The sequence below is a fragment of the Pseudomonas sp. MTM4 genome (assembly GCF_019355055.1).
Lineage (GTDB): Bacteria > Pseudomonadota > Gammaproteobacteria > Pseudomonadales > Pseudomonadaceae > Stutzerimonas.
Genome location: NZ_CP048411.1, coordinates 1,406,384 through 1,423,571, shown reverse-complemented (window position 1 = coordinate 1,423,571; position 17,188 = coordinate 1,406,384). Strand labels below are relative to the sequence as shown.

The following is a 17,188-nucleotide window of genomic DNA, read 5'->3' as shown; positions in this document are numbered from 1 at the left end:
AACGACCTTCGCACACCGCTGGCGACCAGCCGAGCGCGCCCGGGGGCGGGCGATTGCTGCCTCGGTCCGCATGCGGCCGGGGGGTTGAATCGGAACGGTAGCGAGACGACAACAAGAACGGAGCAAGCCATGAGCAACAAGAAATCAGGTTTTGCATTGCACGTGCTGGGCGTGGCGATAGCGATGGGCAGCGGAGCGGCGCTGGCCGGGCCGACTTTCGAAATCGGTGAAAAGACCACCATCGATACGATGCTGACCGTGAACTACACCGCCTCGGTACGGACCGGCAAGCCCGCCAGGCAGTACCTCGAAAGCCTCAACAACGACGACGGTACGCGCAACTTCGATCGCGGCTCGCTGATCACCAACCGCGTCAGCCTTTTCGGCGAAGTGCTGGTGCGCCACGAGAATCTCGGTGCGGTCCTGCGTGCCAGCCACTTCTATGACGAGGCCTACCACGGTCGCAACGACAATGATTCGCCGGACACCGTGAACAAGGGCGGCCGCCACGACACCTTCACCAGCGACACGCGCCGCGACAGCGGTGGTCGGGCGCGCCTGCTCGATGCGTACGTGTACGGCAATTTCGACGTTCTCGAGGGCCAGTACCTGTCGCTCAAGGCTGGCCGTCATCTGGTGGCCTGGGGCGAGAGCATGTTCTGGCCGAACATCAGTCAGGGACAGGCACCAGTGGATTCGACCAAGTTCAACGTGCCGGGCACCGAGGCGAAGGACGCCTACCTGCCGGTGGGGCAGTTCTCCGCCTCCTGGTCGCTCAACGAAGACCTCGCGCTGCTGGGCTTCTACCAGTACGAGTGGGAAGAGACCCAGCTCAATCCGGTGGGCGATTACTTCAACAGCAGCGATATCTTCGGCCCCGGTGCCGAGTATTTTCGCTTCGCCACCGGCAATCCGGAGTTCGCCGCGATGTCCTACGGTGGCGAAGAAGAACCGCGAGACAGCGGGCAATGGGGCGTGGGCCTGCGCTACCGGCTGACCGACAGCACCGAGGTGGGCCTGTTTCACTACCGCTACCACGAGCGCGTCGGTGCGCTGTTCTTCAACTTCGGTGGCGACACCCGCTATTCCTCGATGTCCGGCAGCGTGGCGCCCGGGTCCTTCAAACTGGGTTATTTCGAGGACGTGAAGCTGACTGGCCTGAGCTTCAGCTCGAAGATCGGCGATGCGGTGCAGTTCGCTGGCGATCTCAGTTACCGCGACGGCTCGGCGGTCTATCTGGACAACGGCACGCCGGCACGCGGCGAGGTCTGGCAGGCCAACCTCAACGCACAGTATCTGATCGGCCCGAGCTGGCTTGCGCATCAGACGTCGGTCTTCGGCGAGGTGATGCACCAGTACATCGATTCGGTCGACCCGGTAGGCATCACCGTCGATGGCGTCGACATCGGCAACTTCGACAGTTTCGTCTACGACGGCCAGACCCGCGGTTCGACCCTGCTCGGGCTTGGGACGCAGCTGGAGTACCCGAACGTCTTCAGTGGCTGGGACCTGGTGACCAAGGTCAATTGGCAGCAGAACCTCGACGGCAGCGCCCTGCAGGGCATCGGCCGCGCAGAGAAGCGCCTGACCCTCGGCGCGGATTTGAAGTATCTGGGCAACTTCCAGGTCGGGATGACCTATGTCGATTACCTCAGCTCGCCGAACATCGGTAAGGGACGGATGCTGGCCGACCGCGACTACCTGTCGTTCAACGCTAAATACAGCTTCTGACCATCGCTCCGGACGATGAATCGGCTATCCAGTCTGGCCGTCATTTTCAATGTGCATTCCTTTCAATAACAACAATGAGGTAGCCATGAATTTCAACGACAAAACAGTGTTGGTCACGGGTGGCGGCGCCGGTATCGGACGCGATGTGGCGGAGCGTTTTGCTAAAGCTGGCGCGCGAGTGATCGTGCTCGAAATAGACCCGGTGCGTGCGGACCAGGTGCGCCAGTCTCTGGGCGACGGAGGCCATCTGGTGCTGGAGGCCGATGTGACTTCGCAGGCAGCGCTGGATAGCGCGTTCGCCACGGTTGCAGAGCGCTACCCGGCGCTGGATGTATTGGTGAACAACGTGGGCGACGCCCTGCAGGTGTTCAAGCCACTCGAGCAATACAGCGACGAGGATTTCGAGCGGCTTTACGCGGTGAACCTGCGCCAGGTCTTTCAGGTCACGCGAGCAGCCATTCCGCTGCTCCGTCGCCGTACCGGGGCGCAGGCCAGCATCGTCAACGTGGCGAGCATCGAAGGCTACCGCGGAATCCCGTTTCTCTCTGTCTATGCAGCTTTCAAGTCAGCGCTGGGAGGTTTCACGCGCAGCCTGGCGCTGGAGCTGGCTGGCGACCGCATCCGCGTCAACCAGATCGCACCCGAAACCACCGAAACGCCGCAAATGCCGGTCAGCGCAGTGATCAAACCCGAATACCGCGAGCGGGTCTCGGACTGGATTCCGCTCGGGCGTTTCGGCGAACCAGAGGATATGAGCAACGCCGTGTTGTTCCTGGCCAGCGATCTGGCCGGTTGGATCACCGGCACCACGTTGCATGTCGACGGCGGCGCGCTGGCCGCCGCCGGCTGGTATCGCACCCCGCAGGGCGGTTGGACCAATACGCCGGTGGTCGAGAGCGGTGGCTTTATCTACTGAGCCGCGCGCGATTGGTGCTGACACTTTGTACTGACTAATAGGGCAAAAAATGAACGTATTGGTAGTGGGCGGTAGCGGTCTGCTGGGCGGTCACGCGGCGTTATACCTGCAGCAGCAGGGTTGGAACGCCACCATAGCTTCGCGCAACGCACCGACAGCGCCGTCGCTGGCGGCATTGCCCTTCGTGGCGTTGGATTACACCAGCCAGAAGCTCGATGCTTCGTTGCTCCAAGGCTTCGACGCGCTGCTGTTCTGCGCTGGCCACGACATTCGCCATGTCGATATGGCAGGCGATCTGGCAGCTCAATGGCATGCCAACAATTCGCTGGCGATTCCGAATTTCTTCGCTCAGGCGCGCAATGCCGGCATCCGCCGCGCCGTCATGCTCGGCAGCTTCTACCCGCAGATTGCGCCGGAGTTGATCGATAGCAACCCCTACGTGCGCTCGCGCCATGAGTCATGCATGGGCGTTCGCGCACTGAATACGCCGGAGTTCGAGGTGATGTCGGTCAATGCGCCGTTCATGGTCGGTCACGTACCTGGCCTGCCGAACGCGATGTTCGAGGCCTACACCCGGTATGCCATGGGGCAGTTGGAGGGGATCCCGCCGTTCGGTCCCAAGGGCGGTACCAACTTCATGTCGGTGCAGTCGCTGTCCGAGGCGCTGTACAACGCACTGGTGCGTGGTGAGCCGGGCAAAGCGTATCTGGTCGGGGACGAAAATCTGTCCTTCACAGAGTATTTCCAGCTGTTCTTCGATGCGGCAGGCAATCGGCAGCAACTGCCGGAGCTGGATCAGGAGCACCCATTGCTACCCGATTCGGCGATCTATACCGGTCGCGGTAACTATGCGCGTTATGAGCCGGACGACAGCCTTGGTTATCGTCGTGGCGACGTGCGCAACGCGGTCGAGGCATTGGTGAAGACTTACCTGTAGCTCCGCACGCGCACATGCAAAGCCCGCTTCGCCGCCAGTGAGGCGGGCTTTTTGTCGTTCATTGAGTGCACCCGAGCACCTTCACGCTGGGCCCGCCAGATAGTCCGTTCCGAGGATGCCGGCAATCCATTTCGAGCCGAGGCTGGCGCCACCAGCACAGGAGCCTCGCATGAGCCAGCATCTGCACGATCAGCTTGAAATTCAGCAACTCCTCTATCGCTACGCCGATGCCGCCGACCGGCGCGACGCCGATGCTTTCTGCGCGTGCTTTCTCAACGGCCAGGTGCGAGTCAGCGGGCCGGGCTACGACCTCGACGACGGCCATTACCTCATTGGCCTGCTGCGCGAGCGCTTCGAGTGGACGATGCACAACGTGCACAACCATCTGTATCGGATCGAGGGTGACCGCGCTGCGGGGTTCACCTACTGCGTGGCCAGCCATCTGGTAGCAGCGCAGAACCAGCGTCTGGACATGTACATCCGCTACGAAGACGTCCTGCAGCGTAGCGATGATGGTTGGCGCTTCGTTTCCCGCCGCCTGCACGTCGGCTCCCAGCACGCCGTGGCTCTGGCTACAGATGAGTGACTGATTGCATAGCGTGCGCGGTGATTTACCAGCTGCAGACCCTGCGGGGCAGAGCCTCTCTTTGGTCAGGCGCTCCGCCTGATATTCCGGTAGTCCGAGCGGACGATGCTGCGTTCAGCCGCCGCTATCGATACTCGTCTCATTGCCTCAGGGACAGGTATGAACCGGAGCGCGTCGCCTCACTTGTTCTCCAAGCCCCGGCATTTCGCCGGTATCTGCCTTCTGAGCTTTGTCTCGTTGCAGCCCACAGGCTGCGCAAAAAGTCGTCGATTCAATAAGGAGAACAATATGCGACGTAAACAGTCCCTGTGCCTCGGGCTTACCGGTGTGCTCGCCTTACAGCTTTATTCCGGTCCGAGCCTGGCACAGCTGCCTGAAGATCAGATTGCCCGACTGGGCACCGAACTGACTTGCCTCGGCGCCATCAAGGCCGGGAATGCGGAAGGCACCATCCCCGAGTTCAGCGGCAAATGGTCCGGCGCGCCGGATGGCATCGACCCGAAAGCCAGCACCCATCCGCAAGACCCGTACGCTAACGAGCAGCCGCTTTTCGTGATCACCGCCGAGACGATGGATCGCTACGCCGAGCATCTGTCGGCTGGCCAAAAAGCGCTGTTCAAGCAGTACCCCGACACCTTCCGCATGCCGGTCTACCCGACACATCGCGACTTCTCTTACAACAAGGGCGTCTGCGACGCGACGCTGGAAAATGCGCGCATCGCTAAGCTGGTGAATAACGGCGAAGGCATCGAGGGTCGTGCGGGCGGGGTGATGTTCCCCATCCCTCAGTCAGCCGAAGAAATCCGCATGAACGCCACCATGGGTGGCCGCTACGCCTGGACGGAGGACTACATTTCGGACAATGCCTACGTCCTCAAGGACGGCAACGTCAACTGGGGGCGCGTGCATTCCCGCAACTCGGCGCCGGGCAACGAACCCAACAAAGTGATTTACACCAAAGATCTGGCCGCCTCGTCCTATTACAGCAACCTGACGTTGCTTCCGCTGCGCGACAAAGGTGAGGTGAACAACGGCATTCACACCTGGGATTACGTCGCCAAACCTTCGCAGAGCTGGCGCTACGATCCTGGCACCCGACGCGTGCGCCAGTCGCCGGGCTATGGCTATGACATGTCGTTCCCCGGTACCGGCGGCTCGATCACCGTGGACGAAGTGCGCATTTTCAACGGCTCCGGCCAACGCTACGACTGGAAGATCATTGGCAAGCAGGAGCTTTTCATCCCTGCGAATAACTACAAGATCCACGCCAAAACCCAGAAATATGCCGACATGCTGACACCGAACCACATCAACCCCGACGTGATGCGCTATGAGCTGCGACGGGTCTGGGTGATACAGGCGACGCTCAAGGAAGGTTACCGACACCTCTACGCCAAGCGCGACCTGTACATCGACGAAGACAGCTGGATGCCAGTGATGGGCGACAACTACGACACCCGTGGCGGCCTGTGGCGGACCTCCATGCTCAACACCATTCATCTTCCAGAGCTGGAAGGGTGGCAGGCGGGTGTCGGCCTTTACCATGACCTGGAGGCCGGAACCTATCTCGCGTTCAACCTCATCAACGAACAGCGCCGCGGCTACTGGCTCAACCGCGGCGATGTCTCTCCAGGCGATTTCGGCCCCGAAGCCGCCCGGCGCGCTGGCCAGTAACTCTCGGCACGAGGCGATGCCTTCTCGGTCAACCGGGTTGGTATTGCCTTCGGCGATGTGGCTGGAGTCTTTCGGTGAGTTACCTGGGCTGATTCGCTGGCATGGATGCCATGGACTGCCGACAACCATTTATTCGGTGGCTTCGCTCGTTTTGGCGCATGTTCCCGGCGGCAATTCATTAAGTTCGAAGAATGACGAAGGCCGGCCTACTAATCGCACATGATTAGATATAGAAGCTGCCGATGCTTATCATCCGGGAGTCTCGGCAGCTAACGGCCAAGAGCGGTCTTCGTTGGTTGCCCCGATAGACTGAACACGCAACCCCAATCCACATCCGATCTCGACAGTCGATGTAGTAGGTGCGCCTGCTGTTCGTCTATTCCTGATTTAAAAGACGGGGAGGTTCCCCTCTAGTGGAGGAATAACCTCCCGATACACCGTGATAGGCAGTCGGTCTCTCGCCAGCAGAGCTTCAATTGCTGCTAAGAAGCGATCAGGCCTTAACTTCAATATGTATGTGACGTTTTCTTCCGAGACTCACATGCCAGCGTGACTGGGCGGGGTCCAACACCTCGTCCCCGGACTGAAGCGTTTCCCCGTTCAGCCTCAAGCCACGACCTTGGGCCAAACGCCTCACGGCGCTCAGCGATCGTTCCATACCGCACTCCACCAAGGCGGCGGCGACGGTGAGGCCTCCGGTCAGTTTTGAGCGCTCGATGAAATGGACAGGCAAGTCGCTCGCCTGCGCACCGCCCGCGAACAGCCCTTGAGCAGCGGCGTTGGCTTGCTCGGCAGCTTGTTGGCCGTGGGCCAGCGCCGTCACGTGGTTGGCGAGAACGATCTTCGCTTCATTGATCGCGGCGCCTTCTACGTTGGCGAGGCGGTCCACTTCATCGAGGGGCAGCTCGGTGAAGAGCGCGAGGAAGCGGCGGACATCGCGGTCATCGCAATTGCGCCAGAACTGCCAGAAGTCGAAGGGCGACAGACGATTGCCGTCCAGCCACACGGCTCCGTTCAAGGATTTGCCCATCTTCTTGCCGTCGGCGGTGGCCAGCAGCGGCATGGTCAGGCCAAAGAGCTCACGCCCGTCGCGGCGCCGGCCGAGTTCTACGCCGTTGATGATGTTGGCCCATTGATCGGCGCCGCCCAGCTGCACGGTGCAGTCGTGACGCTTGGCCAGCTCGGTGAAGTCATGCGCCTGGAGCAGGGTGTAGCCGAACTCCAGGAACGACAAAGAGTTCTCGCGATCGAGGCGCTGGCGCACCGCATCAAAGGTCAGCAGACGGTTGATCGAAAAGTAGCGGCCGACGTCATTGAGGAACTGTAGGTAGCCGATCTGATCCAGCCATTCGGCGTTATCCACGACCTGACCGGCTGCATCGCCAAGGGTGAGGTAGCGTTCGAAGGTACGGGTGATGCCGAGGATATTCGCGTCGATCTGCTCGTTCGTGAGCACGGGGCGGCTCTCATCACGAAAGCTCGGGTCGCCGATACGTGTGGTCGCGCCACCAATCAACAGGATCGGGCGGTGTCCGGCCTTTTGCAGCCAGCGCATGAGCATCAAGCCCTGAAGATGGCCGACGTGCAGGCTATCTGCCGTGGCATCGAAGCCCAGGTAAACCGTGCGCGAGCCGCTTGCCAGGTGCGCGCGCAGCCCTTCGAGGTCGGTGGACTGGTGAATGAAACCGCGACTGGAGAGTGTCTCGATCAAATCAGTGTGAGAGGTCATCGTATAAACCCAAAGCCAGGCGCAATGCGGGTTGAGTATTGCAACCAGAAAATCATGAAAGCGATCCGAGAGGCCGTCCCCGTTCGGCTGGCACCTATTTAGATGTAGTGCCTTCTAACGGCAGGCCAATGATGCTGATCAGTTGGCGTAACGCATCGAGACGGCGGGAATAAGCAGCCTCGTTTCCATAGATAAGCTCGACGTGAAGGCTGTCAATCAACGCCAGGTAGATCTCGGTCAGCAAGCCCGTATGCCCTGATCCGATAGCCGGATATCGGCTTTCTAGTGAAGCCTGAAAACGCCCATGAATGTCTTTCAGGTAATACTCAAAGCCCGATTTCACTTTTTGTTCGATGGCGGCAGGGGGGTAGAAGGCTGCCCGCAGCAGAAAGCGTAACGCGGCGCTTTCGGCGTATCGGCTCTGAAGGTTCAGGACGTAACGCTCGCCAGGCGCCTGGCCGGTTTTTTCCGTCGAGAACTGAGCGTCGACGTAGTCCCGTTCGCTTTGCAGCGCGAGATTTAGGACCGAGGTGTACAGCTCATCTTTGCCTGTGAAATGGGCGTAGAGCGAGGCCTTCTTGATTCCAGCGCTGACGGCGATGTCGTGCAGCGACGCGGCGTCGTAACCTCGATCAGCAAAGTGCTGCAGGGCAAGCTGAACGATTCGCTCAGCGGCCGGAGTTAGGGTAGTCGAAGTCATAAGTTGCTCTTCTAGTGGCCAGCGAGGCTAAAGGTAGCATCGCCCCCTTTAGGCAGGCTTATCCATGTCAGTGCGCAAACCATTATCGCGCTGAGTGTCAGCAGTCCGGTCCATGCGATGGCTCCGTGCCCCAGCACTATGGCCGAAATGGGTGTAGCGCTGGATGAAACGGATAGCTGAAAGGCACCCAACAGGGCTGCTGTCGAACCCAGCGCACGCTCCTGGGAGGCCATGACGAGCGACATTAATGTCGACTCGGCAATGCCCAGCCCGAATAGCGCCAGTGCCATACCGGCGACAATGGCGGGCAGTCCGATCTGCGTGGTAGTAGCCACTAACGTCGTAAAGGCGCCCAGCGCGATGCAAATCACGCCGATCCAGGTCAGGCGATTGAGGCCCAGCGTCGCGACGAGCCTGCCAGCAAACATCGCACCACACAGAATGGCGATACCTGTCAAGCCAAACAGCACGCCGAAGGCTTGCGGGGTCAGTCCGTAGACTTCCTGGTACACCAGCGTCGCGCCGCCGATGTAAGCAAAGAGGAAGAAGAAGACCGCGGCGACCGCCAGCGTTGGCAGGAGAAAACGACGGTCATTGAAAATCGCAAGGTAAGTGCGGCATGCAGCACCGAGGCGCAGGGGCTCGCGCTTGTCAGCTGCTAACGTTTCGGGGAGGTTCAGCCAGCTGTTGATTAGCACGCCCACACCAAATAGAGCGAGCGTGAGCATCACGGCCCGCTAGCCGAAATATGAGTCGATGAAGCCACCCAGCGCCGGGGCCAGGATTGGCGCCACACCTTCAATGGTCATCAACAGCGCGAACAGCTTGGTGGCGGTTGCACCCCTGCTCACATCCCGAACGGTGCTCATGATCACTACGAGCGTCAGCGCGCTGCCCAAGCCTTGCACAAAGCGGAAACCAAGCAGTGTCGGAAGGGTCGGCGCCCATGCACAGCCCAGTGAGCATAGGGTAAACACGATTAGGCCAATCAAGAGCGGCCGACGGCGCCCATAGGCATCAACGAAGGGCCCGAACAGCAACTGCCCGGCACCCATGGCCAGCAGGAAGAACGTCAACGTTAGCTGGACACTGGCGAAACTCGCATCGTAATCCCGAGCAATTTCGGGAAGGCTCGAAAGGTACATGTCGACGGCAGACGGGCCCAAAGCTCCGATTATGCCCAAGCCGATAGCCAGCTTTAGCGGCACTCGTTCTTGTTGCACGGTATTCATCATCCAGTCTCGAAATAGTTTACAACCTACCGGTCGGTAGTGTTCGCGCATAATAGGTTTGGTTTCGTTGGGCGTCAATTGCATTTGAATGGCTTGAAGGTCGCGACTAGCGGAGCCTGGTGGCTAAACATGCCACCGGACTCGATAGTTTCCTGCGCACGAAGCTGCAACAACTGAAGAATGGTGAATATATTGAATCTGTCTTCTGAGAGGCCGCTTTTGGCCCAGAGTGTGTAAAAACACTTTTCTTATCGTGCGTGCTTCAGCCCATTGCTCTTGGGCGTGGCAATTTCCCGATTATTTACCGCGATCAGCGCCGGTAACGCTTCAGAGCGCATATGAAGCGCTTTGGCACCTCTTTGGGGCAGTAAAAGCCGGGCTTTTACGCCGCCATCGCCTTCAACAAGCCTTCGGTGCCGATGATTTTCATCACCCGCTTCAAGTTATAGGCGAGCACATTCAAGCTCATTTCAGCGCTCACCCCGTTCAGTTTTCGAGTCAGGAAGTGCGTTGCTCCCATCCATTGCTTGAGCGTCCCGAAGGGATGCTCAACAGTCCGCTTTCGAACCCGCATCATCTCCGGTGCTTGGTTCAGCCGGCGTTGCATTTTCTCCAGCACAGCTTCATGTTCCCAGCGCCTTACTCGACGATTTGTGCTTGGCGTGCACTGGGTTTTCAGCGTGCAACTCTGGCACTTTGAACTCCAGTAGCAGTGCATATTCATGCCTTTCTCAACGCTGGAGAATCGCCAGATCAGTGCCTCTCCCGCCGGGCAGGTGTATTCGTTTTTCGTCGGGTCATACACGAAGGCATCTTTGTTGAATCGGCCATCAGCCTTGGCGCTTGAAGTCATTGGCTTAGGCACGTAGGCCGTGATGTTTGCGTCGTGACAGGCAAGGATTTCTTCACCCTTGAAGTAGCCTCGGTCAGCCACCACGGACAGCGTTTCTGCGCCGACAGCTTCACGAGCCTGCTTCGCCATTGAACTGAGTTGGTCACGGTCGGAACCGCTGTTGGTGACCTCATGAGCAACTATTAAATGGTGCTGCGTATCGACAGCCGTCTGCACGTTGTAGCCGACGATACCGCTGCCGCGCGTCATCATCGAACGGGCATCCGGGTCGGTCAGCGAAACCTGTTTGTCAGGGGAATCGTTGAGCTGAGTTTCGATCCCCTGAAGCTCTTTCATCTGCGCTTTGAGCTTGGCGATTTTATCTTCCAGGCTGGCAGTGTCTGGCACGGAGGCGCTAGGAGTCTGTCGATCAGCCGCATCGAGCGCAGCCAAATAACGGCTGATGCTCGCCTCGATTTCTTCCATGCGCCGCTTCAGTTTGGCGCTGGTGAAATTGCGGTCACGGTTGTTCACTGCCTTGAATTTGCTGCCGTCGATGGCAACCAGATTTTCGCCAAACAACCCCAACTGTTGGCACAGCACAACGAACTGGCGGCACACGCCGCGAATGGCTTTGCTGTTGTCTTTTCGGAAGTTGGCGATGGTTTTGAAGTCGGGCATCAAGCGCCCGGTTAACCACATCAATTCGATGTTGCGCTGGGCTTCTCGCTCAAGACGTCGACTAGATTGGATGCGGTTGAGATAGCCGTAGATATAGATCTTCAGCAAAATCGCAGGGTGGTACGCAGGTCTGCCGGTTTCGGCTGGAATGACGCCATCAAAACCCAGCGTGACCAAGTCGAGTTCATCGACGAAGACATCAACCACCCGTACCGGGTTGGTATCGCTGACGTAGTCGTCGAGGCTCTCGGGAAGTAAGGTGCTTTGCCCTCGGTGCTCACCCTGGATAAACCGTTTCATGGGCTTCCCTTGCGATGAAATTCTCAGAAATCATAGCAAGGATATGTCCGGGCGTTTTTACACACTCTGGGCCGGAAGCGGACGCTCTGGTGATGTCTAGACGAAAGCTTGTCCAGATGCACCACGCGGCAGACGGCTTCGGCCTGGCAGTTGCGCCAGACGCTGCTGCCACTCGACTCGAGGTGACTGGGCGGGGTTGGCCTTTGCAGCCTCGGTCGCGGTCGCCGCGGTTTTCTCAGCCTTTGCAGCCGCTCTCAATTCAGCGAGGCTTGGCGTTTTGCGTACAGGTTCGCTGGCTGTCTTCTCGACAGAGCGGAGGCAGAGTTTGCATGTGACCTGGGTGATTTCCCGTGTGTTATCCAAGCTCGTCCCAGTGCGTCCACATGCAACATTTTCCTCGGACGCGAAAAAGTGAATGGCCAACGTATCGTCTCCTGCATTTTCGGGCGCGGGATTCTACACGGTCAGTCGAGTAAAGATCGAAATACCTAGATGCGAGCATGACCGGTAGGTCGAACAGACGATGTTGCGAATATCACGGCACGTTAGGTTCGGAGAAATCAACGCAGCTACAACCGCAGCGCCACCGTCGTGGCGCTGTGGATGGCGCCGTCAATGTAGCCCAGATCGCCGCAGTCGCCGATCCGCAGCACCTTGAGGCCGACGTTCTGCAGGCTGTCGGCCAGTGTGTCGTCGGGTTCGGCGCCGATGGCCAGGATCACCGAGTCGGCCGGCAATTGCTGGCTTTCGCCGTTGGCGTCGCGGTAGTCGACGCTGCTGTCGCGGATGCGCTCGATAGTGATGCCGGTCTTGAGCGGCACCTCGTGGCTGCGCAGGTTATCCAGCACCCGCCAGCGCCGCACGATGGCCAGTTCGCGGCCCAGGTGGCTTCCGGGTTCCAGTACGGCAACCTGGCGACCGCGCTCGACGAGGAATTCGGCCAGTTCCAGGCCGACCAGACCGCCACCGACGATGACGACGCGTTTGCCCAGCGGCATCCACAGGCGCGACAGCGTCTGGATGGCCTCGGTGCTGTTGGTGGCGCCGGTCAGGCTGCCGGCTTTCATCAGCGTGCGCTGGGTGAGCGACAGCTTCTGTTTGGCGATCTCCTCGGCGCGGTCGCCGGTCATCAGCCGGCGCAGCTCGTCGCCGCTCCAAACATGTTTAAGGTCAGCGCCGGGGATCGCCGGGGCGGCGCGGCGGGCGCCGTTGGCGACCAGCACTTCGTCAACCTCTAGCGACTTCAGCAGTTCAGGCGTCGCGGCGGTGCCGAGGCGGATATCGATCGGCAGGGCGCGGACCTGGTGCACCAGGTTGTCCAGCAGCCGGCCGTTTTCGTGATAGGCGAGGGCGGCGAAGAACAGGGTGCCGCCGAGGCGTTCGCTGCGCTCGAGCAGTGTGACCTTGTGCCCGCGCAGGCTGGCGATGCGTGCCGCTTCCAGGCCTGCCGGGCCGCCGCCGACCACGGCGATGTGGCGCGGCCGCTCGGCCGGCATGATGACCGCCTCGTGCTCGTGTCCGGTGAAGGCGTTGACCGCGCACTTGACCCGCCGGTTGATGAAGATCTGGCTGACGCAGGTGTAGCAATAGATGCACGGCCGGATGCTGTCCGGGTCGCCGGCGGCGAGCTTGTTGGGCAGCTCCGGGTCGGCCAGGAGCTTGCGTGCCATGGCAATGAAATCGCATTTGCCCTCGGCGATAGCGCGGTCGGCGACGTCCGGTTCCAAGCGGCCCACGGCGATCACCGGAATCCCCACGGCCCCACGCACTTCGGCTGCCCAGCCGAGATAGCCGGCCGGTTTGTGCAGGAGCGGCGCGTCGGTGAAAGCGGTGCCGGTGGTGACCCGCGCATAGGCTGAAACCGACACCGCATCGGCGCCGGCGTGTTCGGCCATCCGGGCCACCTGGCGGGTTTCCTCCAGCGTGATGCCACCGGGCGTGTGCAGCTCGTAGGCATCCAGCCGTAGCCAGACACCAAAGGTATCGCCAACGCGCCGGCGGGTCTCGGCGAGCACCTCGCGCAGCAGGCGCGAGCGATTCTCCAGGCTGCCGCCATATTCGTCGTCGCGCTGGTTGTGATAGGGCGAGAGGAAGCCGGCGATGATGTAGTTGTGCGCGGCGTGAATTTCCACACCGTCGAAGCCGGCCTGCTGGGCACGTACGGCTGCGGCGGCGAACCATTCGACCATCTGCGCGATGTCGTCGCGGTCCATCACGCGGATGCGCGGGCCGGAGCCGATGCCCCGCGATGAGCTGACGAAATTGGCTATTTCCTCCGAGGTCAGCGCGTCCATGATGTCGCTCTTGACCGGTGTCGGCATGGACGGCACCCAGAGTTCGCGGCCTTCGGCCATGTCACGCACCGACACCTTGCCGGCGTGCTGCAACTGCATGGCGATTTTCGCACCATGCTTGTGGACCCGTTCGGCCAGTTGCGCGAGGCCGGGGATGAAGTCGTCACGCGAAACGCCGACCTGCCAGGGTTCAGCGGTGCCGGCCGGGTAGGCCACGGCACACACACCCATGATCAGAAGGCCGGCGCCACCGGCGGCACGGGCCTCGTAATAGGCCTGGATGCGCTCGCCGCAGTGGCCGGTTTGCTCGGCGAAGTTCGAGCCCATCGGCGCCATGACGATGCGGTTGCGCAACGCGAGGTTGCCCAACCTGCCGGGTGAAAGCAGGTGCGAATAGCGAGTCATTTGAATGTCCTTTCCCGTGGCGGCGGTTCAGTCTTCCTGGAGGAATTCGAGGCACTGGCGGTTGAACAGCTCCGGATGTTCGACCTGAACCCAATGGCCGCAGCGGTTGAGCAGCGTGAAGCGGGCGTTGCGCGCATGTTCGAGCAGCTTGAATACGCCGCTCGGCGGGTTGAATACATCGTCGCTGCCCCAAAAGCCGAAGATCGGGCAGTTCAGCTCGCCGAGGCGCTCGGTCATGTTCGGCACCAGCATGGTGGAGAACAGATTGGCCGGTTGGCTGGGTGCTACCGCGGCGCGTTCGGCGAGGATGGCCTCGGTCAGGTTGGACGGATCGAATACCTGCAGCTGCATCACGTGGCGCATCTGTTCGATGCCCATGGGGCCGGCGGCAAAGGTTTCCACCATGCGCTGGATGCCCTTCATCTTGAAATAGGTCTCGCGTTCCTCGACGCCGCCTGGCGCCAGCAGGATCAGCTTCTCGACCCGCTCCGGGTGGGCCAGGGCGGTGCCCAGGGCGATGGCGCCGCCGAGGGAGTTACCCAGCAGGGTGCAGCGGTCGATGCCGAGCGAATCGAGCAGCGCGTGCAGGTGGGTGATGAAGAAGTCGAGATGGTATTGGGCATCCGCTGGTTTGTCGGAGCGGCCAAAGCCGGGCAGGTCGACGATGATGTTGCGGTAGCCGGCCTGTTCGAAGACCGGGTAGTTGCCCTTGAAGTTGCTATAGCCGCTGGCACCCGGCCCGCTGCCGTGCAGCCAGACCACGATCGGTCCTTCACCGATATCCAGATAGTGCAGGGTCAGGCCGGTTTTCAGGGGGACGTACTTGCCGGTGGGCAGCGGCAGGTCATGGCTTTGCTCGGTCATTGAGTAGTCCTCGTCTCAGGCGGTAACGGCTTCGGCTTTGGCCTTGGGGTCAGGGGAGGCGTCGAGGGTCTGGCGCCGGTAGCGGGGTACCGCCAGGGACAGGCAGATCACTGGAACCAGCAGAAGTGCAATGGTGCTGGCCATGGCGTAACGCAGGGCTTCGTCGCCGATGGCGGCGCGGAAAAGGTCGCTCAGCACCCCGACCACCAGCGGACCGAGCCCAACGCCCACGAGAGTGACGCCCATCAGGAACAGCGCTGTGGCCTGGGCCACCTTGGCCGGTGGGAACAGGCCGCTCATGGCGCCGAAACAAGGCACCGTCCACCAGGTGGCAAAGAAGGCGAAGCCTATATAGAAGAAGAAAGCAGTCGGTACGCTGTTGCCCGCGATGGTGAGGGCGACGCCGTCGGGCCAGAAGAAAAACAACAGGCCGAAGGGCACGCTGATGAGCGTGCCAAGCGCCGCCACACCGACCTGCCAGCCGGCATCGCGAGCCGTCAAACGGTCGGTAACGATCCCGCAGGCAAGCGTGCCGAGGGCTGCGGCTGAACCGCCGACGATGCCGATCAGAAAGCCGGCTTCCTGAATGCCTAAGCCGTGGGAGCGGATCAAAAAGCTTGGGTTCCATGTGCCGATGGCATTGCCAGCGACAGCGGCCAAGCTACCCGCGATCAGAATCAGCCGATAAGACGACAGGCCGAGCATGCTCCGCACGGTTTTCAGGAATGACTCCTGGCGAATCTGCGTCGACACCGGTGCGGGGCGCGGCGCTCTCACCGTGAAGGCCAGCAACAGGCCGATCAGGATGCCCGGCGCGCCGATGATGATGAACGCCGCGCGCCAGCCGTAGTGCTCGGCTACCCAGCCGCCAGCACCGAGGCCCAGCGCCAGGCCGAGCGGCGGCCCCATCATGAAGATCGACAGCGCCCGCGAGCGCAGCCGCGCCGGGTAGAGATCGGCCACCATCGCCACCGAAGGCGCCGAGCCGCCGGCCTCGCCGACCGCCACCAAAATGCGGAACGCCAGCAGCATGGCGAAGCTGGTGGCCACGCCGCAAAGCATGGTCATCAGGCTCCAGGCAATGCACGACAGCGCCACTACAGGCTTGCGTCCGATGCGGTCGGCGAGGCGCCCCATGGGCAGGCCGAACACGGTGTAGAACAGCGCGAAGGCAACGCCGGTTAGCAGGCCGATGAGGGTGTCGGACACGCCAAATTCGAGCTTGATCGGCTCGATGAGGATCGACACGAGATAGCGGTCAATGTAGTTGCAGACGTAGATAAGGGCCAGCACGCATAGGGCGTAGTGGCTATGCCAGGTGACTCTCGGGGAGCTGCTCACGATAGGCGTTCCTGTCTTGTTCTTGTCATTGTTGCCGGGATCATCGGCGGGGTAGTCGGCGCGCCACATCGTCCATTCAGACCAGTGCCGAGCTCGTCTCCCGGCCCTGCGAGTCGGCTGCCGGCCTTTAGTCTCAACGGACGATGTTTCGCTTGCTGGTGGCATGAATCATCCGCTCCAACGCAACTGGCTCGTCAGGCCCGAAAGCCGACGACCCATACAGGAGGAGCAGGCATGAGACTCGAAGGCAGAATTGCATTTGTGACCGGCGCCGGGCAGGGAATGGGGCGGGCCATCGTCCGGCACTTTGCCGAGCAGGGCGCCACTGTGTACGCCGCGGACATCAACGTCGAGGCACTGGAAGAAACCGTTGCCGGGTTGGGCGAGCGAGGCCGTGTACAGCGCTGCGACGTGACCGACGAAGCTTCGGTGAACGCAGCGTTCGAGCGCGTCGTCAGCGAGTCGGGTCGCCTGGACATCCTGGTCAACAACGCCGGCATCGGTTCCCACGACGCCTTTCTCGACACACCGTTGGAGCACTGGAATCGGGTGATCGGGGTGAACCTGACCGGCGCCTTCCTCTGCAGCCGCGAGGCGGCCCGGCTGATGAGTCAGGCCGGCGCTGGCGCCATCGTCAACCTGGCCAGTACCGCTGCCATGACGGGCGAGGGGCCCAGCCATTACTGCGCCAGCAAGGCTGGGATCATGGGGCTGACGCGCAGCACCGCCCGTGAGCTGGCCGCCAATGGCATCCGCATCAACACCCTGGTTCCCGGCCCGACCGACACGCCGATGATGGCCGGCATTCCCGCCGAATGGATGGAGGCGATGGTTAAGGCCATTCCTCTGGCTCGCCTCTGCCTGCCGGAGGAAATCGCTCGGGTCGCGGCCTTCCTCGCCAGCGACGACGCCAGCTTCATCACCGGACAGAACGTCGCCGTCAACGGCGGCATGGCCTTCCTCTGA

The 17,188-nt window shown here is 61.2% G+C and carries 13 protein-coding genes and 1 pseudogene; 6 read left to right on the top strand and 8 right to left on the bottom strand.

The features are described 5' to 3' along the window. Positions 1 to 129: 129 nt before the first annotated feature. The 5 genes from GYM54_RS06345 (at position 130) to GYM54_RS06325 (ending at position 5,844) form a co-directional block, all read left to right on the top strand. Entirely contained in the window at positions 130 to 1,731 is a 1,602-nt protein-coding gene (locus tag GYM54_RS06345; RefSeq protein ID WP_197446089.1) for a DUF1302 domain-containing protein, read from the top strand. An 85-nt stretch (positions 1,732 to 1,816) separates the two neighbouring features. Next, positions 1,817 to 2,647: an SDR family NAD(P)-dependent oxidoreductase gene (locus GYM54_RS06340; RefSeq protein ID WP_131650270.1), complete on the top strand. Its 831-nt coding sequence runs from the start codon at positions 1,817 to 1,819 to the stop codon at positions 2,645 to 2,647. A gap of 49 nt (positions 2,648 to 2,696) precedes the next feature. After that, positions 2,697 to 3,584, top strand: a complete 888-nt coding sequence (locus tag GYM54_RS06335) for an NAD(P)-dependent oxidoreductase (protein WP_197446090.1) — start codon at positions 2,697 to 2,699, stop codon at positions 3,582 to 3,584. Between the two features lie 169 nt (positions 3,585 to 3,753). Then, a complete protein-coding gene (locus tag GYM54_RS06330; protein ID WP_181101121.1) occupies positions 3,754 to 4,170 on the top strand; it encodes a nuclear transport factor 2 family protein in 417 nt (138 codons plus the stop codon). 288 nt (positions 4,171 to 4,458) lie between these two features. Beyond that, a complete protein-coding gene (locus GYM54_RS06325; protein ID WP_197446091.1) occupies positions 4,459 to 5,844 on the top strand; it encodes a DUF1329 domain-containing protein in 1,386 nt (461 codons plus the stop codon). A 493-nt stretch (positions 5,845 to 6,337) separates the two neighbouring features. Here the strand turns inward: GYM54_RS06325 and tyrS are convergent, their stop codons facing one another. The 8 genes and pseudogenes from tyrS to GYM54_RS06290 all read right to left on the bottom strand — a co-directional run bounded on the left by tyrS (position 6,338) and on the right by GYM54_RS06290 (position 16,222). Then, positions 6,338 to 7,573, bottom strand: a complete 1,236-nt coding sequence (gene tyrS, locus GYM54_RS06320; RefSeq protein ID WP_197446092.1) for a tyrosine--tRNA ligase — start codon at positions 7,571 to 7,573, stop codon at positions 6,338 to 6,340. A 94-nt stretch (positions 7,574 to 7,667) separates the two neighbouring features. Next, a complete protein-coding gene (locus GYM54_RS06315) occupies positions 7,668 to 8,273 on the bottom strand; it encodes a TetR/AcrR family transcriptional regulator (RefSeq protein WP_197446093.1) in 606 nt (201 codons plus the stop codon). A gap of 11 nt (positions 8,274 to 8,284) precedes the next feature. Continuing rightward, positions 8,285 to 9,505 (bottom strand): annotated as a pseudogene (locus GYM54_RS06310) (multidrug effflux MFS transporter). A 382-nt stretch (positions 9,506 to 9,887) separates the two neighbouring features. Beyond that, on the bottom strand, positions 9,888 to 11,318 hold the full coding sequence (locus GYM54_RS06305) for an IS1182 family transposase (RefSeq protein ID WP_046622663.1): 1,431 nt from the start codon (positions 11,316 to 11,318) through the stop codon (positions 9,888 to 9,890). Between the two features lie 96 nt (positions 11,319 to 11,414). After that, positions 11,415 to 11,741 carry a hypothetical protein gene (locus GYM54_RS21695; RefSeq protein ID WP_231752229.1) on the bottom strand — a complete coding sequence of 109 codons (327 nt, stop codon included), beginning with the start codon at positions 11,739 to 11,741 and terminating at the stop codon, positions 11,415 to 11,417. A 146-nt stretch (positions 11,742 to 11,887) separates the two neighbouring features. Next, a complete protein-coding gene (locus GYM54_RS06300; protein ID WP_197445655.1) occupies positions 11,888 to 14,017 on the bottom strand; it encodes an FAD-dependent oxidoreductase in 2,130 nt (709 codons plus the stop codon). Between the two features lie 27 nt (positions 14,018 to 14,044). Continuing rightward, positions 14,045 to 14,881 carry an alpha/beta fold hydrolase gene (locus GYM54_RS06295; protein ID WP_197445656.1) on the bottom strand — a complete coding sequence of 279 codons (837 nt, stop codon included), beginning with the start codon at positions 14,879 to 14,881 and terminating at the stop codon, positions 14,045 to 14,047. 15 nt (positions 14,882 to 14,896) lie between these two features. Next, on the bottom strand, positions 14,897 to 16,222 hold the full coding sequence (locus GYM54_RS06290) for an MFS transporter (RefSeq protein ID WP_197445657.1): 1,326 nt from the start codon (positions 16,220 to 16,222) through the stop codon (positions 14,897 to 14,899). Between the two features lie 234 nt (positions 16,223 to 16,456). Between GYM54_RS06290 and GYM54_RS06285 the strand changes: the two genes are divergently transcribed. After that, positions 16,457 to 17,188, top strand: coding sequence for an SDR family NAD(P)-dependent oxidoreductase (locus tag GYM54_RS06285; protein WP_197445658.1), 732 nt, complete (start codon positions 16,457 to 16,459; stop codon positions 17,186 to 17,188).